The sequence below is a fragment of the Neisseria sp. HMSC055H02 genome (genome assembly GCF_001813335.1).
GTDB classification, from domain to species: Bacteria; Pseudomonadota; Gammaproteobacteria; order Burkholderiales; family Neisseriaceae; genus Neisseria; species Neisseria sicca_C.
Window position 1 is genome coordinate 31,101 of record NZ_KV812067.1, and the last position, 21,485, is coordinate 52,585.

General features: G+C 52.4%; 19 protein-coding genes, 3 tRNA genes and 2 pseudogenes. 19 read left to right on the plus strand and 5 right to left on the minus strand.

What is annotated here, in order from left to right; genetic code table 11:
- The first annotated feature begins 414 nt into the window (after positions 1 to 414).
- Positions 415 to 1,035: an NAD(P)H-binding protein gene (locus HMPREF2907_RS01410; protein ID WP_070679273.1), complete on the plus strand. Its 621-nt coding sequence runs from the start codon at positions 415 to 417 to the stop codon at positions 1,033 to 1,035.
- 387 nt (positions 1,036 to 1,422) lie between these two features.
- Here HMPREF2907_RS01410 and HMPREF2907_RS01415 read toward each other — a convergent pair whose 3' ends face one another.
- Positions 1,423 to 2,703 carry a LysM peptidoglycan-binding domain-containing protein gene (locus HMPREF2907_RS01415; protein WP_070679277.1) on the minus strand — a complete coding sequence of 427 codons (1,281 nt, stop codon included), beginning with the start codon at positions 2,701 to 2,703 and terminating at the stop codon, positions 1,423 to 1,425.
- Positions 2,704 to 2,984: 281 nt separating this feature from the next.
- Between HMPREF2907_RS01415 and def the strand changes: the two genes are divergently transcribed.
- The 3 genes from def to HMPREF2907_RS01430 all read left to right on the plus strand — a co-directional run bounded on the left by def (position 2,985) and on the right by HMPREF2907_RS01430 (position 5,369).
- A complete protein-coding gene (gene def, locus HMPREF2907_RS01420; protein WP_029609881.1) occupies positions 2,985 to 3,488 on the plus strand; it encodes a peptide deformylase in 504 nt (167 codons plus the stop codon).
- Positions 3,489 to 3,787: 299 nt separating this feature from the next.
- Positions 3,788 to 4,714, plus strand: a complete 927-nt coding sequence (fmt, locus tag HMPREF2907_RS01425) for a methionyl-tRNA formyltransferase (RefSeq protein WP_016688302.1) — start codon at positions 3,788 to 3,790, stop codon at positions 4,712 to 4,714.
- Positions 4,715 to 4,847: 133 nt separating this feature from the next.
- A complete protein-coding gene (locus tag HMPREF2907_RS01430; RefSeq protein WP_070679284.1) occupies positions 4,848 to 5,369 on the plus strand; it encodes an O-acetyl-ADP-ribose deacetylase in 522 nt (173 codons plus the stop codon).
- 224 nt (positions 5,370 to 5,593) lie between these two features.
- Here the strand turns inward: HMPREF2907_RS01430 and HMPREF2907_RS01435 are convergent, their stop codons facing one another.
- Positions 5,594 to 5,878 (minus strand): PepSY domain-containing protein, encoded by a 285-nt coding sequence (locus HMPREF2907_RS01435; RefSeq protein ID WP_019271681.1) that lies wholly within the window; start codon positions 5,876 to 5,878, stop codon positions 5,594 to 5,596.
- Between the two features lie 172 nt (positions 5,879 to 6,050).
- Here HMPREF2907_RS01435 and rsmB point away from each other — a divergent pair, with 172 nt between their 5' ends.
- From rsmB to topA, 8 genes and pseudogenes are all read left to right on the plus strand, one after another.
- Entirely contained in the window at positions 6,051 to 7,310 is a 1,260-nt protein-coding gene (gene rsmB, locus HMPREF2907_RS01440) for a 16S rRNA (cytosine(967)-C(5))-methyltransferase RsmB (RefSeq protein WP_070679286.1), read from the plus strand.
- Positions 7,276 to 7,869 carry a DUF4390 domain-containing protein gene (locus HMPREF2907_RS01445; protein WP_070679290.1) on the plus strand — a complete coding sequence of 198 codons (594 nt, stop codon included), beginning with the start codon at positions 7,276 to 7,278 and terminating at the stop codon, positions 7,867 to 7,869. The genes rsmB and HMPREF2907_RS01445 overlap by 35 nt, the downstream gene beginning before the upstream one ends.
- Positions 7,870 to 7,872: 3 nt before the next feature.
- Entirely contained in the window at positions 7,873 to 9,996 is a 2,124-nt protein-coding gene (locus HMPREF2907_RS01450; RefSeq protein ID WP_070679293.1) for a sensor histidine kinase, read from the plus strand.
- Complete coding sequence (locus HMPREF2907_RS01455) at positions 9,989 to 11,272, plus strand: sigma-54-dependent transcriptional regulator (protein ID WP_003763191.1); 1,284 nt, start codon at positions 9,989 to 9,991, stop codon at positions 11,270 to 11,272. The genes HMPREF2907_RS01450 and HMPREF2907_RS01455 overlap by 8 nt, the downstream gene beginning before the upstream one ends.
- A 377-nt stretch (positions 11,273 to 11,649) precedes the next feature.
- A pseudogene (gene dprA / locus HMPREF2907_RS01460) lies at positions 11,650 to 12,718 on the plus strand (DNA-processing protein DprA).
- Positions 12,715 to 12,870: pseudogene (locus HMPREF2907_RS13650) on the plus strand (DprA-like winged helix domain-containing protein); the annotation flags it as partial. The pseudogenes dprA and HMPREF2907_RS13650, both read left to right, overlap by 4 nt.
- Positions 12,871 to 12,895: 25 nt before the next feature.
- Positions 12,896 to 13,351 carry a Smg family protein gene (locus HMPREF2907_RS01465; RefSeq protein ID WP_003742632.1) on the plus strand — a complete coding sequence of 152 codons (456 nt, stop codon included), beginning with the start codon at positions 12,896 to 12,898 and terminating at the stop codon, positions 13,349 to 13,351.
- 84 nt (positions 13,352 to 13,435) lie between these two features.
- The gene (gene topA / locus HMPREF2907_RS01470; protein ID WP_009312695.1) at positions 13,436 to 15,742 is read left to right on the plus strand and encodes a type I DNA topoisomerase; all 2,307 of its coding nucleotides are present in this window, start codon (positions 13,436 to 13,438) and stop codon (positions 15,740 to 15,742) included.
- Between the two features lie 74 nt (positions 15,743 to 15,816).
- On the opposite strand, the gene HMPREF2907_RS01475 is transcribed toward topA, so the two are convergent.
- Together HMPREF2907_RS01475 and HMPREF2907_RS01480 are read right to left on the minus strand one after the other, a co-directional pair.
- Positions 15,817 to 16,512, minus strand: a complete 696-nt coding sequence (locus HMPREF2907_RS01475) for a hypothetical protein (protein ID WP_141754388.1) — start codon at positions 16,510 to 16,512, stop codon at positions 15,817 to 15,819.
- A gap of 189 nt (positions 16,513 to 16,701) precedes the next feature.
- Positions 16,702 to 16,923 (minus strand): hypothetical protein, encoded by a 222-nt coding sequence (locus HMPREF2907_RS01480; RefSeq protein WP_003742639.1) that lies wholly within the window; start codon positions 16,921 to 16,923, stop codon positions 16,702 to 16,704.
- 273 nt (positions 16,924 to 17,196) lie between these two features.
- Between HMPREF2907_RS01480 and rsmD the strand changes: the two genes are divergently transcribed.
- From rsmD to rpsJ, 7 genes are all read left to right on the plus strand, one after another.
- Positions 17,197 to 17,763 (plus strand): 16S rRNA (guanine(966)-N(2))-methyltransferase RsmD, encoded by a 567-nt coding sequence (gene rsmD, locus HMPREF2907_RS01485; protein ID WP_039410333.1) that lies wholly within the window; start codon positions 17,197 to 17,199, stop codon positions 17,761 to 17,763.
- A 121-nt stretch (positions 17,764 to 17,884) separates the two neighbouring features.
- A complete protein-coding gene (locus HMPREF2907_RS01490; protein WP_003679513.1) occupies positions 17,885 to 18,136 on the plus strand; it encodes a YfhL family 4Fe-4S dicluster ferredoxin in 252 nt (83 codons plus the stop codon).
- 99 nt (positions 18,137 to 18,235) lie between these two features.
- A tRNA-Tyr gene (locus tag HMPREF2907_RS01495) sits at positions 18,236 to 18,319 on the plus strand.
- A 36-nt stretch (positions 18,320 to 18,355) separates the two neighbouring features.
- Positions 18,356 to 18,429, plus strand: a tRNA-Gly gene (locus HMPREF2907_RS01500).
- Between the two features lie 11 nt (positions 18,430 to 18,440).
- Positions 18,441 to 18,515: transfer RNA gene (locus HMPREF2907_RS01505), tRNA-Thr, on the plus strand.
- A 40-nt stretch (positions 18,516 to 18,555) separates the two neighbouring features.
- Complete coding sequence (gene tuf / locus HMPREF2907_RS01510) at positions 18,556 to 19,740, plus strand: elongation factor Tu (RefSeq protein ID WP_003742643.1); 1,185 nt, start codon at positions 18,556 to 18,558, stop codon at positions 19,738 to 19,740.
- 17 nt (positions 19,741 to 19,757) lie between these two features.
- On the plus strand, positions 19,758 to 20,069 hold the full coding sequence (gene rpsJ, locus HMPREF2907_RS01515; protein WP_002642322.1) for a 30S ribosomal protein S10: 312 nt from the start codon (positions 19,758 to 19,760) through the stop codon (positions 20,067 to 20,069).
- Between the two features lie 349 nt (positions 20,070 to 20,418).
- Here rpsJ and HMPREF2907_RS01520 read toward each other — a convergent pair whose 3' ends face one another.
- The gene (locus HMPREF2907_RS01520; RefSeq protein WP_070679299.1) at positions 20,419 to 21,321 is read right to left on the minus strand and encodes a hypothetical protein; all 903 of its coding nucleotides are present in this window, start codon (positions 21,319 to 21,321) and stop codon (positions 20,419 to 20,421) included.
- Positions 21,322 to 21,485: the final 164 nt, after the last annotated feature.

The window sequence follows — 21,485 nt, forward strand, 5'->3', positions numbered from 1 at the left end:
CCGAGACCCAACCATTTTGGCTTCCCCGCCACTTGGAGTTTCCCTGCCAACCCATCCCTCTCCCCGTGGGAGAGGGCTAGGGAGAGGGCAAAGCACAAACCAGTAAGTCAATTCTGCGGGCAAAGCCCACGCTACGACTGAAATCCAACTATTTTTGGCTTCTCTGTCGCTTGGATTCTCCCTGCCAACCCATCCCCTCTCCCCGTGGGAGAGGGTTAGGGAGAGGGCACAGCACAAACCGTGCAGAGTATGCTTTTGGGTTTCAGTTTCACAATAGTCGGAACGTAGCGTGGGCTATGCCCACGACAGCACAACATCAAACACAAAAAGGTCGTCTGAAAATCAACAAGCCTTACCCCAAACCACTCACAAATTATTGAAATCCCGAACCACCCGACACACAAAGGAGACCCCATGCAATTCATCTTCGGCGCCAACGGCCCGTCCGGCCGCGCGTTCATCCGCACACTCACCCATCTCGCCGACACCGTCGCCGTATTAAGAAAGCCGTCTGAAGATTCGTTCTTTAGCGAACACCGCATTCAGACGACCGTAGCCGACGCGCTCAATGCCGACGCGCTCGACAAAGTGTTCGCACAATACCGCCCCGACAGCGTCGTCAGCTTCGTTGGCGGCAAAAACGAACAAGGCATACGCAGCGACGCACTGGGCAACATCAACATCATCGCCGCCGCCCAAGCCGCCAATCCGCAAGCCCGTTTCATCCTGATTACCAGCATGGGCTGCGGCGAACAATGGGACATGATGAGCGAACCCTTCAAACAAGCCCTCGGCGAAGCCGTCCGCGCCAAAACCGAAGCCGAAATCTACCTCAAACAAAGCAGCCTGAACTGGACCATCCTCCGCCCCTGCGGTTTGGACAACAGCGAAGACAACCGCCACATCCTGACCGACCGCCCCGACGGCATCCCTAAAAACTACATGAGCCGAAACGGACTCGCCACCGCCGTCGCCGCCGTCCTGCAAGACCCCGGCAGCATCGGTAAGGCTTACACCGTCGGCGCAGGCAGTTAACACCGCGCCCATTGCCAAACAGGTCGTCTGAAACCGTTTCAGACGACCTGTTTGGCGCATGACTGATTCGATAGGTAACAATATATCCGCTTATGACTTGGTAGGGATGAGCGGCAGAAGTTTATCGGCACATTCAAGAAACAAGTTATCTTGAGGATAAAGCGGATTGGGCAGATAGAGCGGGCGATAGCAGGAAATGCCGACATCGTCATTCCCGCGCGGGCGGGCATTTGGAGGCTTGGGATTACGGCAATCTTCATATTTTTCTGAAAAACTCAGTATCAGACTCATGACTGAGTAGGGATGACGGTACGGCGTTGCTTATTCAAATTTTTATAAAAAACGTCGTCTTAAATTTTCAGACGACGTTTTTTTGCCGGTAATCCATCAATATTTATTGATGTTGCTGTGGATATTGTATTGGTTGTGTTCCGTATCGTGGGAATCTTGCGGCTCGTTGCGGACGTGCGGTTTGTCGTCAGACATGTTGTCCAGGTCGCGGCCGGGTTCGGATACGGTGTCGCCGATGTTGACGTTGGTCAGGTTTTCCAAAATGATGGCGGATGAGAGATGTTCGCCGGTGCGGTACACCATAGCCAATGCGGTTTCTTCGGCAGGGATGGAAACATATTTGACTACGCTCCTACGGCCTTTTTTGCCGTCTTCCAAATCGACTTTCACCTGGCGGTCGCGTTTGTAAATGCTCAAGACCGTGCCTTTGTCCAAGCCGTCGGCGGAACCTTTGTTCAGGGTAACGGTTTGGAATTGTCCGGCTTCGTGTACGCCGTCGAGGATGGAAATGACTTTACCGTCGATGTGTTGCGTCGGCGCGTGCGGCATGATTTGGAAAGGCTCGGTTTCGCCGTCCATTTTCAGCAGGAAATCGCCTTTGCGGATTTCGGAAACGGCTTCTTCCACAATCATAGGCTGCGCGGTTTGGGTCGGCACTTTCACCAGCGGGTGCAGGCGGGTGTAGTATTCGCCGTCTTTCAGGGATTTTCGGTCTTCATCGGAAGCGGAGTCCAGCGCGCTGTTGGTGTAGGGTAGGGTGCTGACGATGCCGCTGAAGACGACTTCTTGTCCGAGGTATTTGCGGGTATCGGGATCAGTCAGGTCCTTGACGGCACGGTAAACCAGATAGCGGCCGGGTTCGGTAACCCCGTAGGCGTACACGCGTTCGCCTTTGCTGTACATGATGCGGTTGTCAGGACCGTCGATCAGGCGCGGTGCGTCTTGGGTCTTCATTTGGTCGATGAACTGCGGATGTTGCATGAACATGCGGTAGAAGTTTACGTTGACGGTTTGGATGCCGTAGCCTGAAGAGGTTTCGCGGACGCGCGGGCTGAGTTTGATGATCGGAATGCCGTCATTGCCTGCGGAGCCGTTTTCGAAGCCCAGTTGCGGGCGGCCGTTGACGTAGCGCAAAACCAACACCTGACCCGGATAAATCAGATGCGGATTGCGGATTTCGCCGCGGTTTGCGCCCCAAAGGCGGTTCCACTGCCACGGGCTGTACAGATATTTGCCGGAGATGCCCCAGAGTGTGTCGCCGTTTTTCACGACGTAGCGTTGCGGCGCATCGGGGCGCACTTTTAATGAAGCTGCTTGAGCGTGGGCAGAAATTGCCATGCCCGCGACACAAAGCAGGGTTATAATACGTTGTTGCATAACCGTTCCCCTTGAAATTGATTCGGTTTGTCTTTAAATGATAAACGGAGAAAATGAAATGGCCGGGAGTTTGCAAAAAACCGCCGTCCCCCTTTAAAAAACGTCAATAGGCGTTTCGTGCGCATTGAACAGAAATTCATTGGCGCATATTTTATCATTGAATGTTAGTGTCATCACGGGAATTGTGAAGACAGGCGCAAAATTTGTATGAAAACACACACAATCTGCTGCCGGACGCGTTTGAATGCGCGTCCCGAGTATTGAAAAACGAAGAGAAAATTATGGCTTTACTGAATATCCTGCAATATCCCGACGAGCGTCTGCACACCGTGGCGAAGCCTGTCGAGCAAGTCGATGAGCGCATCCAAAAACTGGTTGCCGATATGTTTGAAACCATGTATGAAGCACGCGGTATCGGGCTGGCGGCGACGCAGGTCGATGTGCATGAGCGCGTCGTCGTGATGGATTTGACCGAAGACCGCAGCGAGCCGCGCGTGTTCATCAACCCCGTCATTGTTGAAAAAGACGGCGAAACCACTTACGAAGAAGGCTGCCTGTCCGTGCCGGGCATTTACGACACCGTTACCCGCGCCGAGCGCGTCAAGGTCGAGGCTTTGAACGAAAAAGGCGAGAAATTCACGCTGGAGGCGGACGGGCTGTTGGCGATTTGTGTGCAGCACGAGTTGGATCACCTGATGGGCATCGTTTTTGTCGAACGCCTGTCGCAGCTCAAGCAGGGTCGGATTAAGACCAAACTGAAAAAACGTCAGAAACACACCATCTAAAAGCCGAATGATACGGTTGGACAGGTCGTCTGAAAGAGGGGAAGCGGCAGCAAGCCGTTGTTTTTCAAACTTTCAGACGACCTGTCGCAATGTTTGCCGTTGCGCTATATATAGTGGATTAACTAAATCAGGACAAGGCGACGAAGCCGCAGACAGTACAGATAGTACGGTACCGATTCACTTGGTGCTTCAGCACCTTAGAGAATCGTTCTCTTTGAGCTAAGGCGAGGCAACGCCGTACTGGTTTAAAGTTTAATCCACTATAGGTCGTCTGAAACCCATTTCCAAGGAGTTTCCCCATGAAAGTCATCTTTGCCGGTACGCCCGATTTTGCCGCTGCCGCCTTAAAAGCCATAGCCGCCGCCGGTTTTGAAATCCCGCTGGTGTTGACCCAGCCCGACCGTCCCAAAGGACGCGGGATGCAGCTTGCCCCGTCTCCCGTGAAGCAGGCCGCATTGGAATTGGGTTTGCGCGTAGCGCAGCCTGAAAAACTGCGCAACAACGCCGAAGCCCTGCAAATGCTCGAAGAGGTCGAGGCCGACGTGATGGTCGTTGCCGCCTACGGACTGATTTTGCCGCAAGACGTGTTGGATACGCCGAAACACGGCTGCCTCAACATCCACGCCTCGCTGCTGCCCCGTTGGCGCGGTGCGGCGCCGATTCAGCGAGCGATTGAAGCAGGCGATGCCGAGACGGGCGTGTGCATCATGCAGATGGACATCGGTTTGGACACCGGCGATGTGGTCAGCGAACACCGTTACGCCATTCAATCGACCGATACGGCGAATGAAGTACACGACGCGCTGATGAACCTCGGTGCGGAGGCTATTGTTGCTGATTTGCAACAATTAAAGGCAGAGGGTCGTCTGAAAAGCGTCAAACAGCCCGAAGAAGGCGTGACTTACGCGCAAAAATTAAGCAAAGAAGAAGCGCGTATCGATTGGAACGAAAGTGCGGCAGTGATTGAACGCAAAATCCGCGCCTTCAACCCCGTTCCCGCTGCGTGGGTGGAATATCAAGGCAAGCCGATGAAAATCTGGCGGGCTGAAGTAGTGGCACAACAGGGCAGGGCGGGTGAAGTGTTGTCTTGTTCGGCTGACGGCTTGGTCGTTGCCTGCGGCGAGAACGCGTTGAAGATTACCGAATTGCAGCCTTCCGGCAGCAAACGGATGCCGATTGCGGCGTTTGCGGCGGGGCACAAGATTGAGGTTGGAACGGTTTTGTAGAAGCCGTTTGCAGACTCATTAATTTTCAGACGACCTTTCTTCGGATAGCTTAGAGGTCGTCTGAAAATATCAGTAGGGAAACATTTGGTTTTGTTGAACTGACGACAAGATTCCCCACGTTTAGGAGCAGATCATGGCAGTGTTTGAAGTAGTCGAAGGCGATATTACGAAACTTGAAGTCGATGCCATCGTGAACGCCGCCAATTCCTCGTTGTTGGGCGGCGGCGGAGTGGACGGCGCGATTCACCGCGCGGCGGGGCGGGAATTGCTGGAAGCGTGCAAAAAGTTGAACGGCTGCCGCACGGGCGAAGCGAAAATTACCCAAGGTTATCGGTTGCCGGCGAAATTTGTGATTCACACCGTTGGGCCGGTTTGGTTCGGCGGACACCGCAGCGAAGCGGTCAAGCTGGCGGAGGCGTATCAAAATTCGCTGCTGCTGGCGCAAGAACACGGCATCCGCAGCATCGCCTTCCCCTGCATCAGTACAGGCGTGTACCGTTTTCCTGCCGATTTGGCCGCTGAAACCGCTTTGGTGATTTTGAAAAAAACTTTGCCGCAGTGTCCGACTGTCGAAAAAATCGTTTTCTGTTGCTATTCGCCGCAGGATGCCGAACGTTATCGGGCACTGTTGGAACGGGACGGGGCGGTCGTCTGAAAGTCCCGAATCAGGCAAAACGGCAGATATAGTGGATTAACTTTAAATCAGGACAAGGCGACGAAGCCGCAGACAGTACAGATAGTACGGTAAGGCGAGGCAACGCCGTACTGGTTTAAAGTTTAATCCACTATAAAAGGTTTTCAGACGACCTTAGGCAAGTTTGAGGTCGTCTGAAAACAGAAAAGCCGGACATGCAGTAGTCCGGCTTCCTTAAGAATCCATTAATCGTCGCAGTGGTTGTCGGTATCCACTTTGATGACGCGTCCGCTTTGTGAAGAGACGTCCACATCGTATTCGGTACAGCCTCTGCGGATTTCGATTTCCCAGCGTCCGTCGCTGTGGTCGATGTCGGTAACGCGGCCGCCGCCGACGCGTTTCTTGGCGATTTTGACGGCTTGCGCTTGGGAGATGGCGCGGGAATGTTTGTGCGGTGCCGCTGCGGCGGTCAGACTGCCGGAAACGAGTGCGGCGGAAACGGCAAGCAGGGAAAGGAAGCGTAAATTCATGATGAATCCTTATGTGTGTTGAAAAGAACGGACTATATGGATATTGTCATGAGCGGGCAATTGGATTAACACAATTTGAATCTTGCCCCGAACACCGCCCGAACCGCTTGTGCGGCGTTTACATTTTTAACGAACAAATCGAACCACAGCAGTCATTTAAGGAATTAAATTTATGAGTATGTCCCTCGCCCAAAAACTCGCCGCCGACAGCATTGCGGCAGTTGCCGAAGGGCGCAACCTTCAGGATGTGTTGGCGCAAATCCGCGCGGCGCATCCCGAGCTGACGGCGCAGGAAAACGGCGCGTTGCAGGATATTGCCTACGGCTGCCAGCGTTATTTGGGCAGCTTGAAACATATGCTCGCGCAGATGCTGAAAAAGCCGATTGACAATCCGCAGCTCGAAAGCCTGCTTTTGGCGGCGATGTACCAACTGCATTACACGCGCAACGCGCCTCATGCGGTGGTCAACGAGGCGGTCGAGAGTATCGCGAAAATCGGGCGCGGGCAGTACCGTTCGTTTGCCAACGCGATTTTGCGGCGTTTTTTGCGCGAACGCGACAAGCTCGCGGCTTCGTGTAAAAAAGACGATGTGGCGAAGCACAACCTGCCGCTGTGGTGGGTGGCGTACCTGAAAAACCATTATCCGAAACATTGGCACAACATCACTACCGCGCTGCAATCGCATCCGCCGATGACGCTGCGGGTCAACCGCCGCCACGGCAATGCCGAATCATATTTGGAAAAGCTGGCGGCGGAAGGTATTGCGGCCAAGGCTTTGGACGAATATGCGGTAACGCTGGAAGAAGCTGTGCCGGTGAACCGGCTGCCCGGTTTTGCCGAAGGGTTGGTGTCGGTGCAGGATTTCGGCGCGCAGCAGGCGGCGTATCTGTTAAACCCTAAAGACGGCGAACGGATTTTGGACGCGTGCGCCGCGCCGGGCGGGAAGACGGGGCATATGTTGGAACTGGCGGATTGTCATGTTACCGCTTTGGATATAGACGAAGGTCGTCTGAAAAGGGTGAAGGACAATCTCGACCGTTTGGGGTTTCAGACGATCGCTCTAGCTTGCGCCGATGCGCAGGACTTGGCGGCGTGGTATGATGGAAAGCCTTTCGACGCCATCCTTGCCGACGTGCCGTGTACCGCCTCGGGTGTGGCGCGGCGCAATCCCGACGTGAAATGGCTGCGCCGTCCGACCGATGCCGCCAAAACCGCCCGTCAGCAGGAGGCATTGCTGGACGCGCTTTGGCAAACCCTGACGAAAAACGGCAGAATGCTGCTGGCCACCTGCTCGGTGTTCGTCGAAGAAAACGACGTTCAGTTGCAAAAATTCCTCAACCGCCACGCCGATGCCGAGCTGATCGAGTCGCGTGTGCTTTTACCGAACAAACATCAAGATGGCTTTTATTACGCGCTTATCAAAAAGCAGTAAACGGCTGTTTGGAACGCTGTTGCTCGCCCTGTCGCTGAATGCGGCGGCGGAGGGCATCAGCGTGACCCGCTCCGAGGCGAAACTGACCGAAACCGGGCAGCTTTCCGTCAGCAGCCGTTTCCGCACCGATTTGCCCGACCAGCTCAAACAGGCGCTCCGGCAGGGCGTGCCGCTGAATTTCACTTTGAGCTGGCAGCTTTCCGCGCCTTCCATGCCGTCTTACCGCTTCAAGTTTGACCAGCTGCTCAACAGCGACAACACCATCCACTACAAACTTTCCTTCCATCCGCTGACCAACCGCTACCGCATAACCGTCGGCACGTTTTCCACCGAATACGACACGCTCGAGACCGCCTTGCGCGGCGTAGGGGCGGTCGCCAACTGGAAAGTGCTGTCCAAAGGCGCGTTAAGCGGCGTTGCAGCGAAAGACACACAAGCCGAAATCCGCCTGCTGCTCTCGACGGCGAAGCTGCCCAAACCCTTCCAAATCAACGCATTGACTTCTAAAAACTGGCACTTGGATTCCGGCTGGAAGTCTCTGACCGTCTCTCAGGAGTAAACCATGCGCCGCTTTCTCCTGATTGCCGTGTTGGCGGCAGTGGGACTGCTCTACGGACTGACCATTGCAACGGGCAGCACCAGCCCGCTGGCGGAATATTTCTGGTGGATTATCGCCCTGTGTGCGCTGCTGATGCTGGTGTTAGCGTCGGTTTTGACGCGCTACGTCCTGCTCCTCATGCGCGACAAAAGCAAGGGCGTGTTCGGTTCGCAGATTGCGCGGCGGCTGTCGGGGATGTTTACGCTGGTGGCGGTATTGCCGGGCGTGTTCCTGTTCGGCATTTCCGCGCAGTTCATCAACGGCACGATTAATTCGTGGTTCGGCAACGATACCCACGAAGCCCTCGAACGCAGCCTGAACTTGAGCAAATCCGCGCTGAATCTGGCGGTGGACAACGCCGTCAGTAATGCTACGCCGGTGCAAATCGACCTGATCAGCACCGCGTCTGTGGACGGCGATTTGGGCAAGGCGCTGAAAAATGCCGCCAAATCGGGCGGCTTTACCCAGCTTTCGCTCTACGACGTCAAAACCCATAAAACCGAGAAAAGTGTCAATCCGCTGAAACTAAACCAGCCCGAACTCGACAAAGAAGGATGGGAGAAGCTGGAGCAGACCGGCTCGATACGCAGTTTGGAAAACATAGAAAATGTCTTGTACGCGCAAGGCTGGATGCTCATCGGCGCGCACAACGGACGCGATTACGCCTTGTTTTTCCGCCAGCCCATCCCGCAGGATGTGGCGCAAGACGCGACGCTGATTGAAGCGGCGCGGGCGAAATACGCCGAATTGAGCTACACCAAACAAGGCCTGCAAACCTTCTTCTTGGCGACTTTGCTGGTTGCCGCGCTGTTGGCGATTTTCCTTGCCTTGGTAATGGCGCTGTATTTCGCCCGCCGCTTCGTCGAGCCGGTATTGTCGTTGGCAGAAGGCGCAAGGGCGGTGGCGCAGGGCGATTTCAGCCGGAAACGCCCCGTGTTCCGCAACGACGAATTCGGCAGGTTGACCCAGTTGTTCAACCACATGACCGAACAGCTTGCCATTGCCAAAGAAGCCGACGAGAACAACCGCCTGCGCGAAGAAGCGGCGCGCCACTATCTCGAATGCGTGTTGGAAAGCTTGACCACGGGCGTGATTACTTTGGATGCCGAAGGTCGTCTGAAAACCTTCAACAAAGCCGCCGAACGGATTTTGGGCATTGAATTGGTGCCGCTGTGGGGCAGCAACTGGCACGACTGGCGCGGACAATCGCCGCAGCAGACCCTGCTTGCCGAAGTGTTTGCCGCCATTGAAGAAACCGCCAATGCCGCCAAACCCGTCCAAGTCGAATACGCCGCCCCCGACGATGCGCGCATTCTCTTGGGTAAAGCCACCATCCTGCCTGACGACAACGACAACGGCGTGGTGATGGTGATTGACGACATCACCGTCCTCATCCGCGCCCAAAAAGAAGCCGCATGGGGCGAAGTGGCGAAACGGTTGGCGCATGAAATCCGCAATCCGCTCACGCCTATCCAACTTTCCGCCGAGAGATTGGCATGGAAATTGCATGATAAATTGGACGAACAACACGCCCAAATCCTCAGCCGTTCGACCGACACCATCGTCAAGCAGGTGGCGGCATTGAAAGAAATGGTCGAAGCCTTCCGCAATTACGCCCGCGCCCCGTCGCTGAATTTTGAAAAACACGATTTGAACCGCTTGGTTGAAGAAGTGTTGCTGCTGTACGAGGGCGGGGCGTGCCGCTTTGTTCCGAACTTGTCCGACAAGCCGCAGCCGATTTCCGCAGATACTACCGCCATGCGGCAGGTGTTGCACAATATTTTCAAAAACGCGGCAGAGGCGGCGGAAGAGGCAGAAGTTCCGCAAGTGAATGTCAGCGTCGGTGAAGATAACGACGGACAGGTTTTATTGACCGTTTGTAACAACGGCAAAGGTTTCAGCAAGGAAATGCTGCATAATGCCTTCGAGCCGTATGTTACCGACAAGCCGACAGGTACGGGACTGGGATTGCCCGTTGTGAAGAAAATCATCGAAGAGCACGGCGGCCGCATCAGCCTGAGCAATCAGAACGAAGGCGGCGCGTGTGTGAAAATAGCCTTACCCCGATTGGTAGAAACTTATGCGTAGCAGTGATATTTTAATTGTAGATGACGAAGTAGGTATCCGCGACTTGCTCTCGGAAATCCTCCAAGACGAAGGTTATTCCGTGGCTTTGGCGGAGAACGCCGAAGAGGCGCGCCAACTGCGCCACCAAACCCGTCCCGCCATGGTGTTGTTGGACATCTGGATGCCCGACTGCGACGGGATTACCCTGCTCAAAGAGTGGGCGAAAAACGGGCAGCTCAATATGCCCGTAGTGATGATGAGCGGACACGCCAGCATCGACACCGCCGTCGAAGCCACCAAAATCGGCGCACTCGACTTTTTGGAAAAACCGATTGCCCTGCAAAAGCTGCTCTCTACCGTCGACCGCGCCCTCAAACACGGCGAAATGCAGATGGCGGCGGGCTTGTCCTTCGACAAACTCGGCAACAGCCCCGCCATTCAAGAATTCAAGCAACAACTTGAGCCTGCCGTGAAAAAAAGCGGACCCGTGCTGCTCAGCGGCGAAACCGGTTCGCCGTTTGAAATCGTTGCCCGCTATTTCCACAAAAGCGGCACGCCTTGGGTCGGACTCAGCCGCGTCGAACTCATTGCCGATGCGCCTTTGGAACTGCTGCAAAAAGCATCGGGCGGCACGCTCTATCTCGGTGATGCCGCGCAGTACAGCAAAAACATCCAAAACGGCATCAGCTTCATCCTCGGCAAGGCAGACCGTTACAACGTGCGCGTCATCGTCGCCGGCAGCCACGCCGCCGATGAAAGCCCGGCAGACGCCATTGCCGATGCCAAGTTGTCCGAACTGCTTTCCGGCAACGTCATCAGCATCCCGCCGTTGCGCAGCCAATCCGAAGACATCGCCTTCTTGGTCAACCAAGTCATGACCGAATTGGCGGACAGCGAAAAAATCCAGCCCGTCAAATTCAGCAACGGCTCGTTGACCGTCCTGTGCCAATACAACTGGCCGGGCAATTTCGACCAGCTCCGCAGCGTCGTGAAAAACCTGATGCTGGAGGCGGACGGACAGGAAGTCCACGAGCAGGCGGTCGTTGCCGCATTAGGGCAAAAACGGGCGACAGTCGCCACCGAAATCGTCGGCGGTTTCAACTTCAATATGCCTTTGCGCGAACTGCGTGAAGAATTGGAGCGCCGCTATTTCGAGTACCACATCGCCCAAGAAGGGCAAAACATGAGCCGTGTCGCCCAAAAAGTCGGCCTGGAGCGCACGCACCTCTATCGCAAACTCAAACAATTAGGCATCAGCGTTTCCCGCCGCAGCGCAGCGGAAAAAGCAGAAGAGTAGGGCGGTAGTAGGATAAGAGGTCGTCTGAAAGCATACGGTACGCCGCGGTATGTTTTCAGACGACCTTGTTTGTCATCAACACGCCCGTTTTTGTCGAATAACCAACTCACTTTTGACGCAATGGGCGACAACCATTCAAATTACGGACTTTCCTGCCGTATCGTGTAGAATATAAAAATATTACAAAAGTTACTAACGAGCTGCCGGCTGTTTGGCAGCATCCGCATGACGGTGAGCAGACACGAAACCGGAATCAGGCGCGGGAACGCCGTATTGGTTTAAAGTTCGCCGGCTTTATCTTTAAATACTAACATTTATCCGTTTTCAGACGACCTCCCGAACAAAGGTCGTCTGAAAACAACAAGGGGACACAATTCATGACGGAAAACGACCGCCTTGCCTGGCTGCAACTGGCGTTTACGCCTTATGTCGGCGCGGAGGGCTTCTTGCTCCTGCTGCAACGTTTCGGCAGCGCGAAAGCCGCGCTGGATGCTCCGGCGGAGCAAATTGCCGCGGTAGTGCGCCACAAGCAGGCAGCCGAATCTTGGCGCAACGCGGAAAAACGGGCGTTGGCGCAAAAGGCTGCGGAAGCGGCGTTGCAATGGGAAACGCAGGACGGCTGCCGTCTGTTGCTGCTGCAAGATGAGGATTTTCCCGAAATGCTGACGCAGGGCATTACCGCGCCGCCGGTTTTGTTCTTGCGCGGCAACGTGCAACTGCTGCACAAATCTTCCGCCGCCATTGTCGGCAGCCGTCATGCCACGCCGCAGGCGATGCGGATTGCTAAAGATTTTGGTAGAGCGTTGAGCGAAAAAGATATTCCCGTCGTGTCGGGTATGGCTTCGGGTATTGACACCGCCGCCCACCAAGGCGCATTGCAGGCAGGCGGCGGCACCATCGCCGTATGGGGGACGGGCATAGACCGCATTTACCCGCCGTCCAATAAAAACCTTGCCTATGAAATTGCTGAAAAAGGATTGATTGTCAGCGAGTTTCCTTTGGATACGCGCCCGTTTGCGGGCAACTTCCCGCGCCGCAACCGCCTGATCGCCGCGTTGTCGCAGGTTACGCTGGTGGTCGAGGCCGCGTTGGAATCCGGTTCGCTGATTACCGCCAAGCTGGCGGCGGAGATGGGGCGGGAGGTGATGGCGGTACCTGGTTCGATAGACAATCCGCACAGCAAAGGCTGCCACAAGCTGATTAAAGACGGGGCAAAACTGGTGGAATGTTTGGACGACATCCTTCACGAATGTCCGGGGCTATTGCAAAATGCGGCAGTTCCATCATATTCTATAAATAAGAAAAACAAAAAAACGGAAAAACGCATTGCCGTCAGAGAGACGTCGTCTGAACCTGTTTTGCCGTTTTCAGACGACCTTCATGTCCGAAAACAGCCGGCGAAAGCCAATACGGTTGCCGCGCCGACATCAGAAGACGAGCTGCTGAATGCCATGGGTTACGACCCCGTGCATCCCGATATATTGGCGCAGCAAACTGCATGGGCGGCGGCAGACGTTTACGCCCGACTGCTGGAATACGAACTCGACGGCATCGTCGCCGCCTTGCCGGGCGGACGCTATCAGCGCATAAAAGCATAATTGATTCATTCATTAAGGAACCAGCATGACAGAAGTCATCGCCTATCTCATCGAACACTTCCAAGATTTCGACAACTGCCCGCCGCCGGAGGATTTGGGCCGCCTGTTGGAAGATGCGGGTTTTGACGTAACGGAAATCGGCAATACGCTGATGATGATGGAAGTGTTGTTCAACACGTCCGAATTCGCCGCCGCGCCGTTCGACAGCCATGCCCTGCGCGTGTATTGCAACGAGGAAGTGGAAAACCTGCCACAGGAAGTCATGGGGCTGATGCAGTATCTGGTTGCCGAACGCGCCATCACTTACGAGCAGCGCGAAATCGTCATCCACGCCCTGATGCACATCCCGCCCGAAGAAATCACGCTCGATACGGCGAAAGTGCTGGTGTTACTCTTGTTATGGGCGCACAAAAGCGAATTGCCCGTCTTAATCGGCGATGACCTGATGGGCGCGCTCAACGGCAAAGCGACCATGCATTAAACCTTTTCAGACGACCTTTTGACGCAGCTTGTTCAGAAAGGTCGTCTGAAACGCATCATCCAATACATTAAAAGAGAACAAACAATGGCGAAAAACCTCTTAATCGTCGAATCACCGTCCAAAGCCAAAACCCTGAAAAAATACCTTGGCGGCGATTTCGAAATTCTGGCCTCCTACGGCCACGTCCGCGACCTCGTCCCCAAAAACGGTGCCGTCGATCCCGAACACGACTTCGCCATGAAATACGAGCTGATCAAACGTAACGCCAAACACGTCGATGCGATTGTCGCCGGAGCCAAAGAAGCCGAAAACATCTACCTCGCAACCGACCCGGATAGGGAAGGCGAAGCGATTTCTTGGCATCTTTTTGAAATCCTCAAATCCAAACGCGGCCTGAAAAACATCAAGCCGCAGCGTGTCGTGTTCCACGAAATCACCAAAAACGCCGTGCTCGACGCCGTCGCCAACCCGCGCGAAATCGAAATGGACTTGGTCGATGCGCAACAAGCCCGCCGCGCTTTGGACTATCTGGTCGGTTTCAACCTCTCGCCATTGTTGTGGAAAAAAATCCGACGCGGTTTGAGCGCGGGCCGTGTGCAAAGCCCCGCCCTGCGCCTGATTTGCGAACGCGAAAACGAAATCCGTGCCTTTGAAGCGCAGGAATATTGGACGGTGCATCTCGACAGCCACAAAGGCCGCAGCAAGTTCACCGCCAAACTCGCCCAATACAACGGCGCGAAACTCGAACAATTCGACCTGCCGAACGAAGCCGCGCAAGCCGACGTGTTGAAAGAACTCGAAGGCAAAGAAGCCGTCGTTACCGCCATCGAAAAGAAAAAGCGCAGCCGCAATCCCGCCGCGCCGTTTACGACATCCACCATGCAGCAGGATGCCGTGCGCAAACTCGGCTTCACCACCGACCGCACCATGCGTACCGCCCAGCAGCTTTATGAAGGTATAGACGTGGGGCAGGGCGCCATCGGTCTGATTACCTATATGCGTACCGACAGCGTGAATTTGGCGGATGAAGCGTTAACCGAAATCCGCCATTACATCGAAAACAAAATTGGCAAAGAATATCTGCCGAGTGCCGCCAAGCAATACAAAACCAAATCCAAAAACGCCCAAGAAGCCCACGAGGCGATACGTCCGACTTCCGTGTACCGCACGCCCGAAAGCGTCAAACCCTTCCTGAGCGCAGACCAGTTCAAACTCTATCAAATGATTTGGCAGCGTACCGTTGCCTGTCAGATGACACCCGCCAAATTCGACCAAACCACCGTCGATATTACCGTTGGCAAAGGCGTGTTCCGCGTAACCGGACAAGTGCAAACCTTCGCAGGCTTCCTCAGCGTTTACGAAGAAAGTAGCGACGATGAAGAAGGCGAGGACAGCAAAAAACTGCCCGAAATGAGCGAAGGCGACAAACTACCCGTGGACAAACTCTACGGCGAACAACACTTCACCACCCCGCCGCCGCGCTACAACGAAGCCACGCTGGTTAAAGCCCTCGAAGAATACGGCATCGGCCGCCCCTCGACCTACGCCAGCATCATCTCCACGCTCAAAGACCGCGAATACGTTACCCTTGAGCAAAAACGCTTCATGCCCACCGACACAGGCGACATCGTCAACAAATTCCTGACCGAACACTTTGCCCAATACGTCGACTACCACTTCACCGCCAAACTCGAAGACCAGCTCGACGAAATCGCCGACGGCAAACGCCGCTGGATTCCCGTGATGGATAAATTCTGGAAACCGTTCATCAAACAAGTGGAAGAAAAAGAAGGCATCGAACGCGCCAAATTCACCACGCAGGAACTCGACGAAACCTGCCCCAAATGCGGCGAACACAAACTGCAAATCAAGTTCGGCAAAATGGGCCGCTTCGTCGCCTGCGCCGGCTATCCCGAGTGCAGCTACACGCGCAACGTCAACGAAACCGCCGAAGAAGCCGCCGAGCGCATCGCCAAAGCCGAGGCCGAACAGGCAGAACTTGACGGGCGCGAATGTCCCAAATGCGGCGGACGGCTGGTGTACAAATACAGCCGCACCGGCAGCAAATTCATCGGTTGCGCCAACTACCCCAAATGCAAGCACGTCGAGCCGCTGGAAAAACCCAAAGATACCGGCGTCCAATGCCCGCAATGCAAAAAAGGCAACCTCGTCGAGCGCAAATCCCGCTACGGCAAACTGTTTTACAGTTGCAGCACCTATCCTGACTGCAACTACGCCACTTGGAACCCGCCTGTCGCCGAAGAATGCCCGAACTGCCATTGGCCGGTTTTAACCATCAAAACCACCAAACGCTGGGGCGTGGAAAAAGTCTGTCCGCAAAAAGAATGCGGCTGGAAAGAACAGATTGAACCGCCTGCACCGAAAGAATGATGAAAGTAGGTTGGTTTAAAGAGAAAAGGTCGTCTGAAAAAATTTCAGACGACCTTTGCTGTTCTGTGATTGTTTTATTTAAATCCGCGTGTCGTTTTAAAGTCCGATAAAATACGGTTCATTTCTGGTTCAAATAAGGCTATGTAATCGTAAGATAGACCGCGGCTGGCACTAGGGTGGGGCAGGCAGACGACTTCGCAATTTTCAAACGATTGGAATCTGATTTTGAAACGTGTGCCGCTAAAATCTTTTTGTACTACTCGTAGCGGTTGAGTTTGTTTTCCGACAAGCTGCTCGAAGCGCGGCAATACATTTGCGCAATTAAGATAATTTGTCAGGTTGCTTCCCATGAAGAGAATCAATTTAGGACGTAGTTTCTCAATGTGGTAGAGAAAATTATCGACGTGTTCGGGCTGGAGAAATTTGTTTGGATTGTCGATTTTGTTGCCCTGAGTCGCTGCCCAGTTGGTTTGAACCAGGGATTTTTCAAATGCACCGCCCAATCCATTTTCGTCTAAGGGGTGTCCCCACATTTCAAACCAATTTTTTATTGTATTGTCGTAACGCCACTTTTTTGCCTGCTCACCATAATAGAGGGATTTATTTGCAAATGTATGGTCGATTTTGTTTTCAGGGAGTTTGTATTCACCTGCTACATAAGCAGCCTCATCGGCTTTACTCCAACCCCATTCATACCCACAAATCATTAAACCATGTTTGTCGTTGTAACCTTGGAATATACTGTTACTGAGATTCAGGTCTGATATGATAATAACCTTATATAAATATTTCACAGAGAGATACTCATTATAAATAAGTAAATGTAATTTATCTAGTTTAAGTTTAAAATGTACTTTACATGGTGAAACATAGTTCAGTATTTCATGTCGTCAAACTCAAACTGAAAAGGTCGTCTGAAAAATTTTCAGACGACCTTTTCAGTCTTATTAAGAAAGGATTTAACGCCTTGCAAAAACCAGTGTGGCAAGAAAGAATAAACTGACTATCAGAGCAACGGTTTTGCCAATCAAGGGCAGGCAAAAGACGAACCAAAGCAGACCGCGTCCCAAGTTCGGAATCAATCCCAAGTGGCGGTAATATTCGTCAAAGAAATGGGCGTGGGCGGTGAAGGCAATCACGCCGCCGATATAAACACCCAAAATAATTTTCCAAAGCGGCATTGTCAGCCATCCATATTTTCATTAAGTATTATTATGGCCAATAGACTGAAAAAACGGTGGGAAAGTTCTAATGGCGGACGTAAGCGACCTTTTTATTTGAGAAAATATTTTATGATTTATAAAATTTTGTAAGTTTAGCATCATAAAAAATAAAATTTCACGATGCGCCGATTTGTTTTCATGCGGCCTTAAATGAAAAAAACGCTGCGGTATAATGGCTGTTTTGTCATTCTTTAGAGGTCGTCTGAAACTGTTGGACGATTCGTTTTAATCATGAGCAAACACAGCAAACATTCAAATCAAGTCCGCATCATCGGCGGGCAATGCAGGGGACGGAAACTGGTTTTTGCAGATGCGGACGGTCTGCGTCCAACGCCTGACAGTGTCCGCGAAAAACTTTTTAATTGGCTGGGTCAGGATTTGACCGGTCTGAATGCGTTGGATTTGTTTGCCGGAAGCGGCGCGTTGGGATTTGAGGCCGCGTCCCGTAACGCGAAGAGGGTGGTGCTGGCAGATAATAATCGCAAAACTGCCGATATGCTGCGGCAAAACGCCAGAGCATTGGGTTTGGATAAACTGGAAATCCTCAATACCGATGGCCTTGCGTATCTGCAGAGGTCGTCTGAAAAGTTTGATGTGGTCTTTTTGGATCCGCCGTTTGCGTGGCGGGATTGGGAAAATTTGTTTGCTTCTTTGAAAAACAGCTTGAAAAACGGGGCAATGGTCTATATTGAAGCAGGGGAGCTGCCCGATTTCCCCGAGTGGCTGGAGCCTTATCGCGAAGGACGGGCGGGTAAGAGCGGTTTTGTGCTCTTGCAGTTTGTCCAAGTAGCTGAATAGTAAGAGATTTGAGAATCATTACCAGGGTGTAAACATTCGCCTAAACGGATTGTTTTTGACGCGTTTGTGCTATAATCCGCGCCCAATCGGTTTTGATAATTTAAATGAAAAAGGAAAAGAAATGTCGCTCTTTATTACAGATGAGTGCATTAACTGTGACGTTTGCGAGCCGGAGTGCCCCAATGACGCCATCTCGCAAGGCGAGGAAATTTACGAAATCAACCCTAATTTGTGTACGCAGTGCGTAGGCCATTACGATGAGCCGCAATGTCAGCAGGTATGCCCCGTGGACTGCATCCTGATTGATGAAGAGCATCCGGAAACGCACGAAGAGCTGATGGCAAAATACGAAAAAATCATTCAGTTCAAATAAATTCTTTTTTAAAGCAATAAATTGAGTGATTTTAAGAAAACAAAATTAAAAAAGAACTTGACGAAAATCTGAGTCACGAATAAACTTGCGTTCTCTTTTGGTGGGATTCCCGAGCGGTCAAAGGGGGCAGACTGTAAATCTGTTGCGAGAGCTTCGAAGGTTCGAATCCTTCTCCCACCACCAAATTCCAATGTGTTGGAGCATTGATGCAGTAAGTCTGCGGGTGTAGCTCAATGGTAGAGCAGAAGCCTTCCAAGCTTACGGTGAGGGTTCGATTCCCTTCACCCGCTCCAATAGTCTATTGGCCCATGTAGCTCAGGGGTAGAGCACTCCCTTGGTAAGGGAGAGGCCGGCAGTTCAAATCTGCCCATGGGCACCAAATACCATTTTCTCAGTATTTTAAAGATAGGAAATTTGCCATGGCAAAGGAAAAATTTGAACGTAGCAAACCGCACGTAAACGTTGGCACCATCGGTCACGTTGACCATGGTAAAACCACCCTGACTGCTGCTTTGACTACTATTTTGGCTAAAAAATTCGGCGGTGCCGCAAAAGCTTACGACCAAATCGACAACGCTCCCGAAGAAAAAGCCCGCGGTATTACCATCAATACCTCACACGTAGAATACGAAACCGAAACCCGCCACTACGCACACGTAGACTGCCCGGGCCACGCCGACTACGTTAAAAACATGATTACCGGTGCTGCACAAATGGACGGCGCAATCTTGGTATGTTCTGCTGCCGACGGTCCTATGCCGCAAACCCGCGAACACATCCTGTTGGCCCGTCAAGTAGGCGTACCTTACATCATCGTGTTCATGAACAAATGCGATATGGTTGACGATGCCGAATTGTTGGAACTGGTTGAAATGGAAATCCGTGACTTGCTGTCAAGCTACGACTTCCCGGGCGACGACTGCCCGATCGTACAAGGTTCTGCACTGAAAGCCTTGGAAGGCGATGCCGCTTACGAAGAAAAAATCTTCGAACTGGCTGCCGCATTGGACAGCTACATCCCGACGCCCGAGCGTGCCGTGGACAAACCGTTCCTGTTGCCTATCGAAGACGTATTCTCCATCTCCGGTCGCGGTACCGTAGTAACCGGCCGTGTAGAGCGCGGTGTCATCCACGTTGGTGACGAGATCGAAATCGTAGGTCTGAAAGAAACCCAAAAAACCACTTGTACCGGTGTTGAAATGTTCCGCAAACTGCTGGACGAAGGTCAGGCAGGTGACAACGTAGGCGTATTGCTGCGCGGTACCAAACGCGAAGAAGTGGAACGCGGTCAAGTATTGGCTAAACCGGGTACCATCACTCCGCACACCAAATTCAAAGCGGAAGTGTACGTATTGAGCAAAGAAGAGGGTGGTCGTCATACTCCGTTCTTCGCCAACTACCGTCCTCAATTCTACTTCCGTACTACCGACGTAACCGGCGCGGTTACTTTGGAAGAAGGTGTAGAAATGGTTATGCCTGGTGAGAACGTAGCCATCACTGTAGAACTGATTGCGCCTATCGCTATGGAAGAAGGTCTGCGCTTTGCGATTCGCGAAGGTGGCCGTACCGTAGGTGCAGGTGTGGTTTCTTCTATCATCGCTTAATTGAAGGATATCGATAAATGGCAAACCAAAAAATCCGTATCCGCCTGAAAGCTTATGATTACAGCCTGATCGACCGTTCTGCTCAAGAAATCGTTGAAACTGCAAAACGTACCGGTGCCGTTGTAAAAGGTCCGATTCCGTTGCCGACTAAAATCGAACGTTTCAACATTCTGCGTTCTCCACACGTGAACAAAACTTCTCGTGAACAATTGGAAATCCGCACCCACTTGCGCCTGATGGACATCGTGGACTGGACTGACAAAACTACCGATGCACTGATGAAACTGGACTTGCCGGCCGGTGTTGACGTAGAAATTAAAGTTCAATAATTGTTGCTTTTATGAAACCGAACGGATATCTCGTTCGGTTTTTTTGTTATCTATGTGTGTTGTAGAAATTAACAGCGTTGTTACACTTTCAGCTTTTGTTCGAATGCCTAACTAAGAAGTGATTCGGTATTGTCAAGAATATAGATAGACGTAGGAAACACGCTCTTCCTTTGACAACGCTGGATAGTTATTTCTGGATAGTTATTTAATGAAACATTTAAGCAAAAACAAAAGCTGTCCGAGGTAAAAAAAGCATAAGCAACGTAACAATTTCCTATATTTAAGGTCGTCTGAAAGCCCTTTATATCTTTCAGACGACCTCTATGGGTTTAACTGCAAGGAGTCCGTTTTAACGATTTTTAGGAGGCTGGAGTTTCTCTACCTGAATGTCTTTCGGATGGTCAGCGATAAATGATTTGGTCGCTTTGAGAATTGCTTGGATGCGAGGATCGGTCCATGGGACGATTCTATTGTGTTCATCACGTTTGTCAGACCAGATAATCACACCATCAGTATATTTTTTACTGATTTCCAGCATTTTTTTCCAACGTTCGGCATCAATAAATTGTTTGAAATAAGGACTACCTGTGGCGGAATAATATTGTGGCCAAAGGTAGCCGATGATTTTTTTATCGGGATAACGTTTTTTGATGTCGGTAACGGTGGTTTGGACATCTTTTTCCCATTGCGCCAAATCGGGCGTGGTGATGTAGAACACGGGATTGGCGTAGTCGCTGATGGCTGCGCTCATCTGACGGCGTTTACTGAACTGCCGCCATTTTGCCAATACTGCTTCGTTGTCCGCCTGAGTTTGGTAGTAGCGGATGGCGTGCAGGTGTTCGTCGGGCAAACCGTAGTTGCTGATGTAGGCGCGGGGATTTTCTTCTTTGAAAATCCGGTACATACGGGCAAAGTCGGTTTTAAGTTCCTGAGGCGTGAGGATTTGTCCGTCTTTTTCGGCAAACCAGGTTTCGATGTCGGTGGAAATGGTGCGGTAGCCTTCGCGATAGGACTGGCGCGCCAATTCGCGGATGCGTTTTTCGTTCAATACGCCGTGTTTGCGCTTGCCGGCAGGATCGGGCATGACCAGCTCGGATTCGTAAATCAGAAATACTTTGGACAATTTGTCGGCGGTCAGGTCGGGTTTGCCGACGTAGTCCATGCGGTCGTAAATGATAAAGTCTTTGCCGGATGCAAGCGCGGAGGCGGCGGCAAGGAAGAGTAGGGATGCGGCTCGGATAAATGGTTTCATTTGGTTTTCTTTTTGGTGAAGGTCGGGGCTTGCTGTTTCGGCAATGCGGGGAGGACTCGATATAAATTAATGGGAAAGGTCGCGGCAAACAAGGCGGAAGGGGTAAAAACAAGTCAAAGGTCGTCTGAAAAGGGTAAGCGGCGTTTTCAGACGACCTTTTGGCG

What these genes read in the sequence shown, in the direction of transcription:
- HMPREF2907_RS01465 (WP_003742632.1), top strand. Translation starts at nt 12,896, where the DNA reads ATGACAGAAGTCATCGCCTATCTCATCGAACACTTCCAAGATTTCGAC.
- rsmB (WP_070679286.1), top strand. Translation starts at nt 6,051, where the DNA reads ATGAGTATGTCCCTCGCCCAAAAACTCGCCGCCGACAGCATTGCGGCA.
- HMPREF2907_RS01455 (WP_003763191.1), top strand. Translation starts at nt 9,989, where the DNA reads ATGCGTAGCAGTGATATTTTAATTGTAGATGACGAAGTAGGTATCCGC.
- topA (WP_009312695.1), top strand. Translation starts at nt 13,436, where the DNA reads ATGGCGAAAAACCTCTTAATCGTCGAATCACCGTCCAAAGCCAAAACC.
- rpsJ (WP_002642322.1), top strand. Translation starts at nt 19,758, where the DNA reads ATGGCAAACCAAAAAATCCGTATCCGCCTGAAAGCTTATGATTACAGC.
- HMPREF2907_RS01520 (WP_070679299.1), bottom strand. Translation starts at nt 21,321, where the DNA reads ATGAAACCATTTATCCGAGCCGCATCCCTACTCTTCCTTGCCGCCGCC.
- tuf (WP_003742643.1), top strand. Translation starts at nt 18,556, where the DNA reads ATGGCAAAGGAAAAATTTGAACGTAGCAAACCGCACGTAAACGTTGGC.
- HMPREF2907_RS01450 (WP_070679293.1), top strand. Translation starts at nt 7,873, where the DNA reads ATGCGCCGCTTTCTCCTGATTGCCGTGTTGGCGGCAGTGGGACTGCTC.
- HMPREF2907_RS01480 (WP_003742639.1), bottom strand. Translation starts at nt 16,923, where the DNA reads ATGCCGCTTTGGAAAATTATTTTGGGTGTTTATATCGGCGGCGTGATT.
- HMPREF2907_RS01490 (WP_003679513.1), top strand. Translation starts at nt 17,885, where the DNA reads ATGTCGCTCTTTATTACAGATGAGTGCATTAACTGTGACGTTTGCGAG.
- HMPREF2907_RS01430 (WP_070679284.1), top strand. Translation starts at nt 4,848, where the DNA reads ATGGCAGTGTTTGAAGTAGTCGAAGGCGATATTACGAAACTTGAAGTC.
- def (WP_029609881.1), top strand. Translation starts at nt 2,985, where the DNA reads ATGGCTTTACTGAATATCCTGCAATATCCCGACGAGCGTCTGCACACC.
- HMPREF2907_RS01435 (WP_019271681.1), bottom strand. Translation starts at nt 5,878, where the DNA reads ATGAATTTACGCTTCCTTTCCCTGCTTGCCGTTTCCGCCGCACTCGTT.
- HMPREF2907_RS01410 (WP_070679273.1), top strand. Translation starts at nt 415, where the DNA reads ATGCAATTCATCTTCGGCGCCAACGGCCCGTCCGGCCGCGCGTTCATC.
- HMPREF2907_RS01445 (WP_070679290.1), top strand. Translation starts at nt 7,276, where the DNA reads ATGGCTTTTATTACGCGCTTATCAAAAAGCAGTAAACGGCTGTTTGGA.
- HMPREF2907_RS01415 (WP_070679277.1), bottom strand. Translation starts at nt 2,703, where the DNA reads ATGCAACAACGTATTATAACCCTGCTTTGTGTCGCGGGCATGGCAATT.
- fmt (WP_016688302.1), top strand. Translation starts at nt 3,788, where the DNA reads ATGAAAGTCATCTTTGCCGGTACGCCCGATTTTGCCGCTGCCGCCTTA.
- rsmD (WP_039410333.1), top strand. Translation starts at nt 17,197, where the DNA reads ATGAGCAAACACAGCAAACATTCAAATCAAGTCCGCATCATCGGCGGG.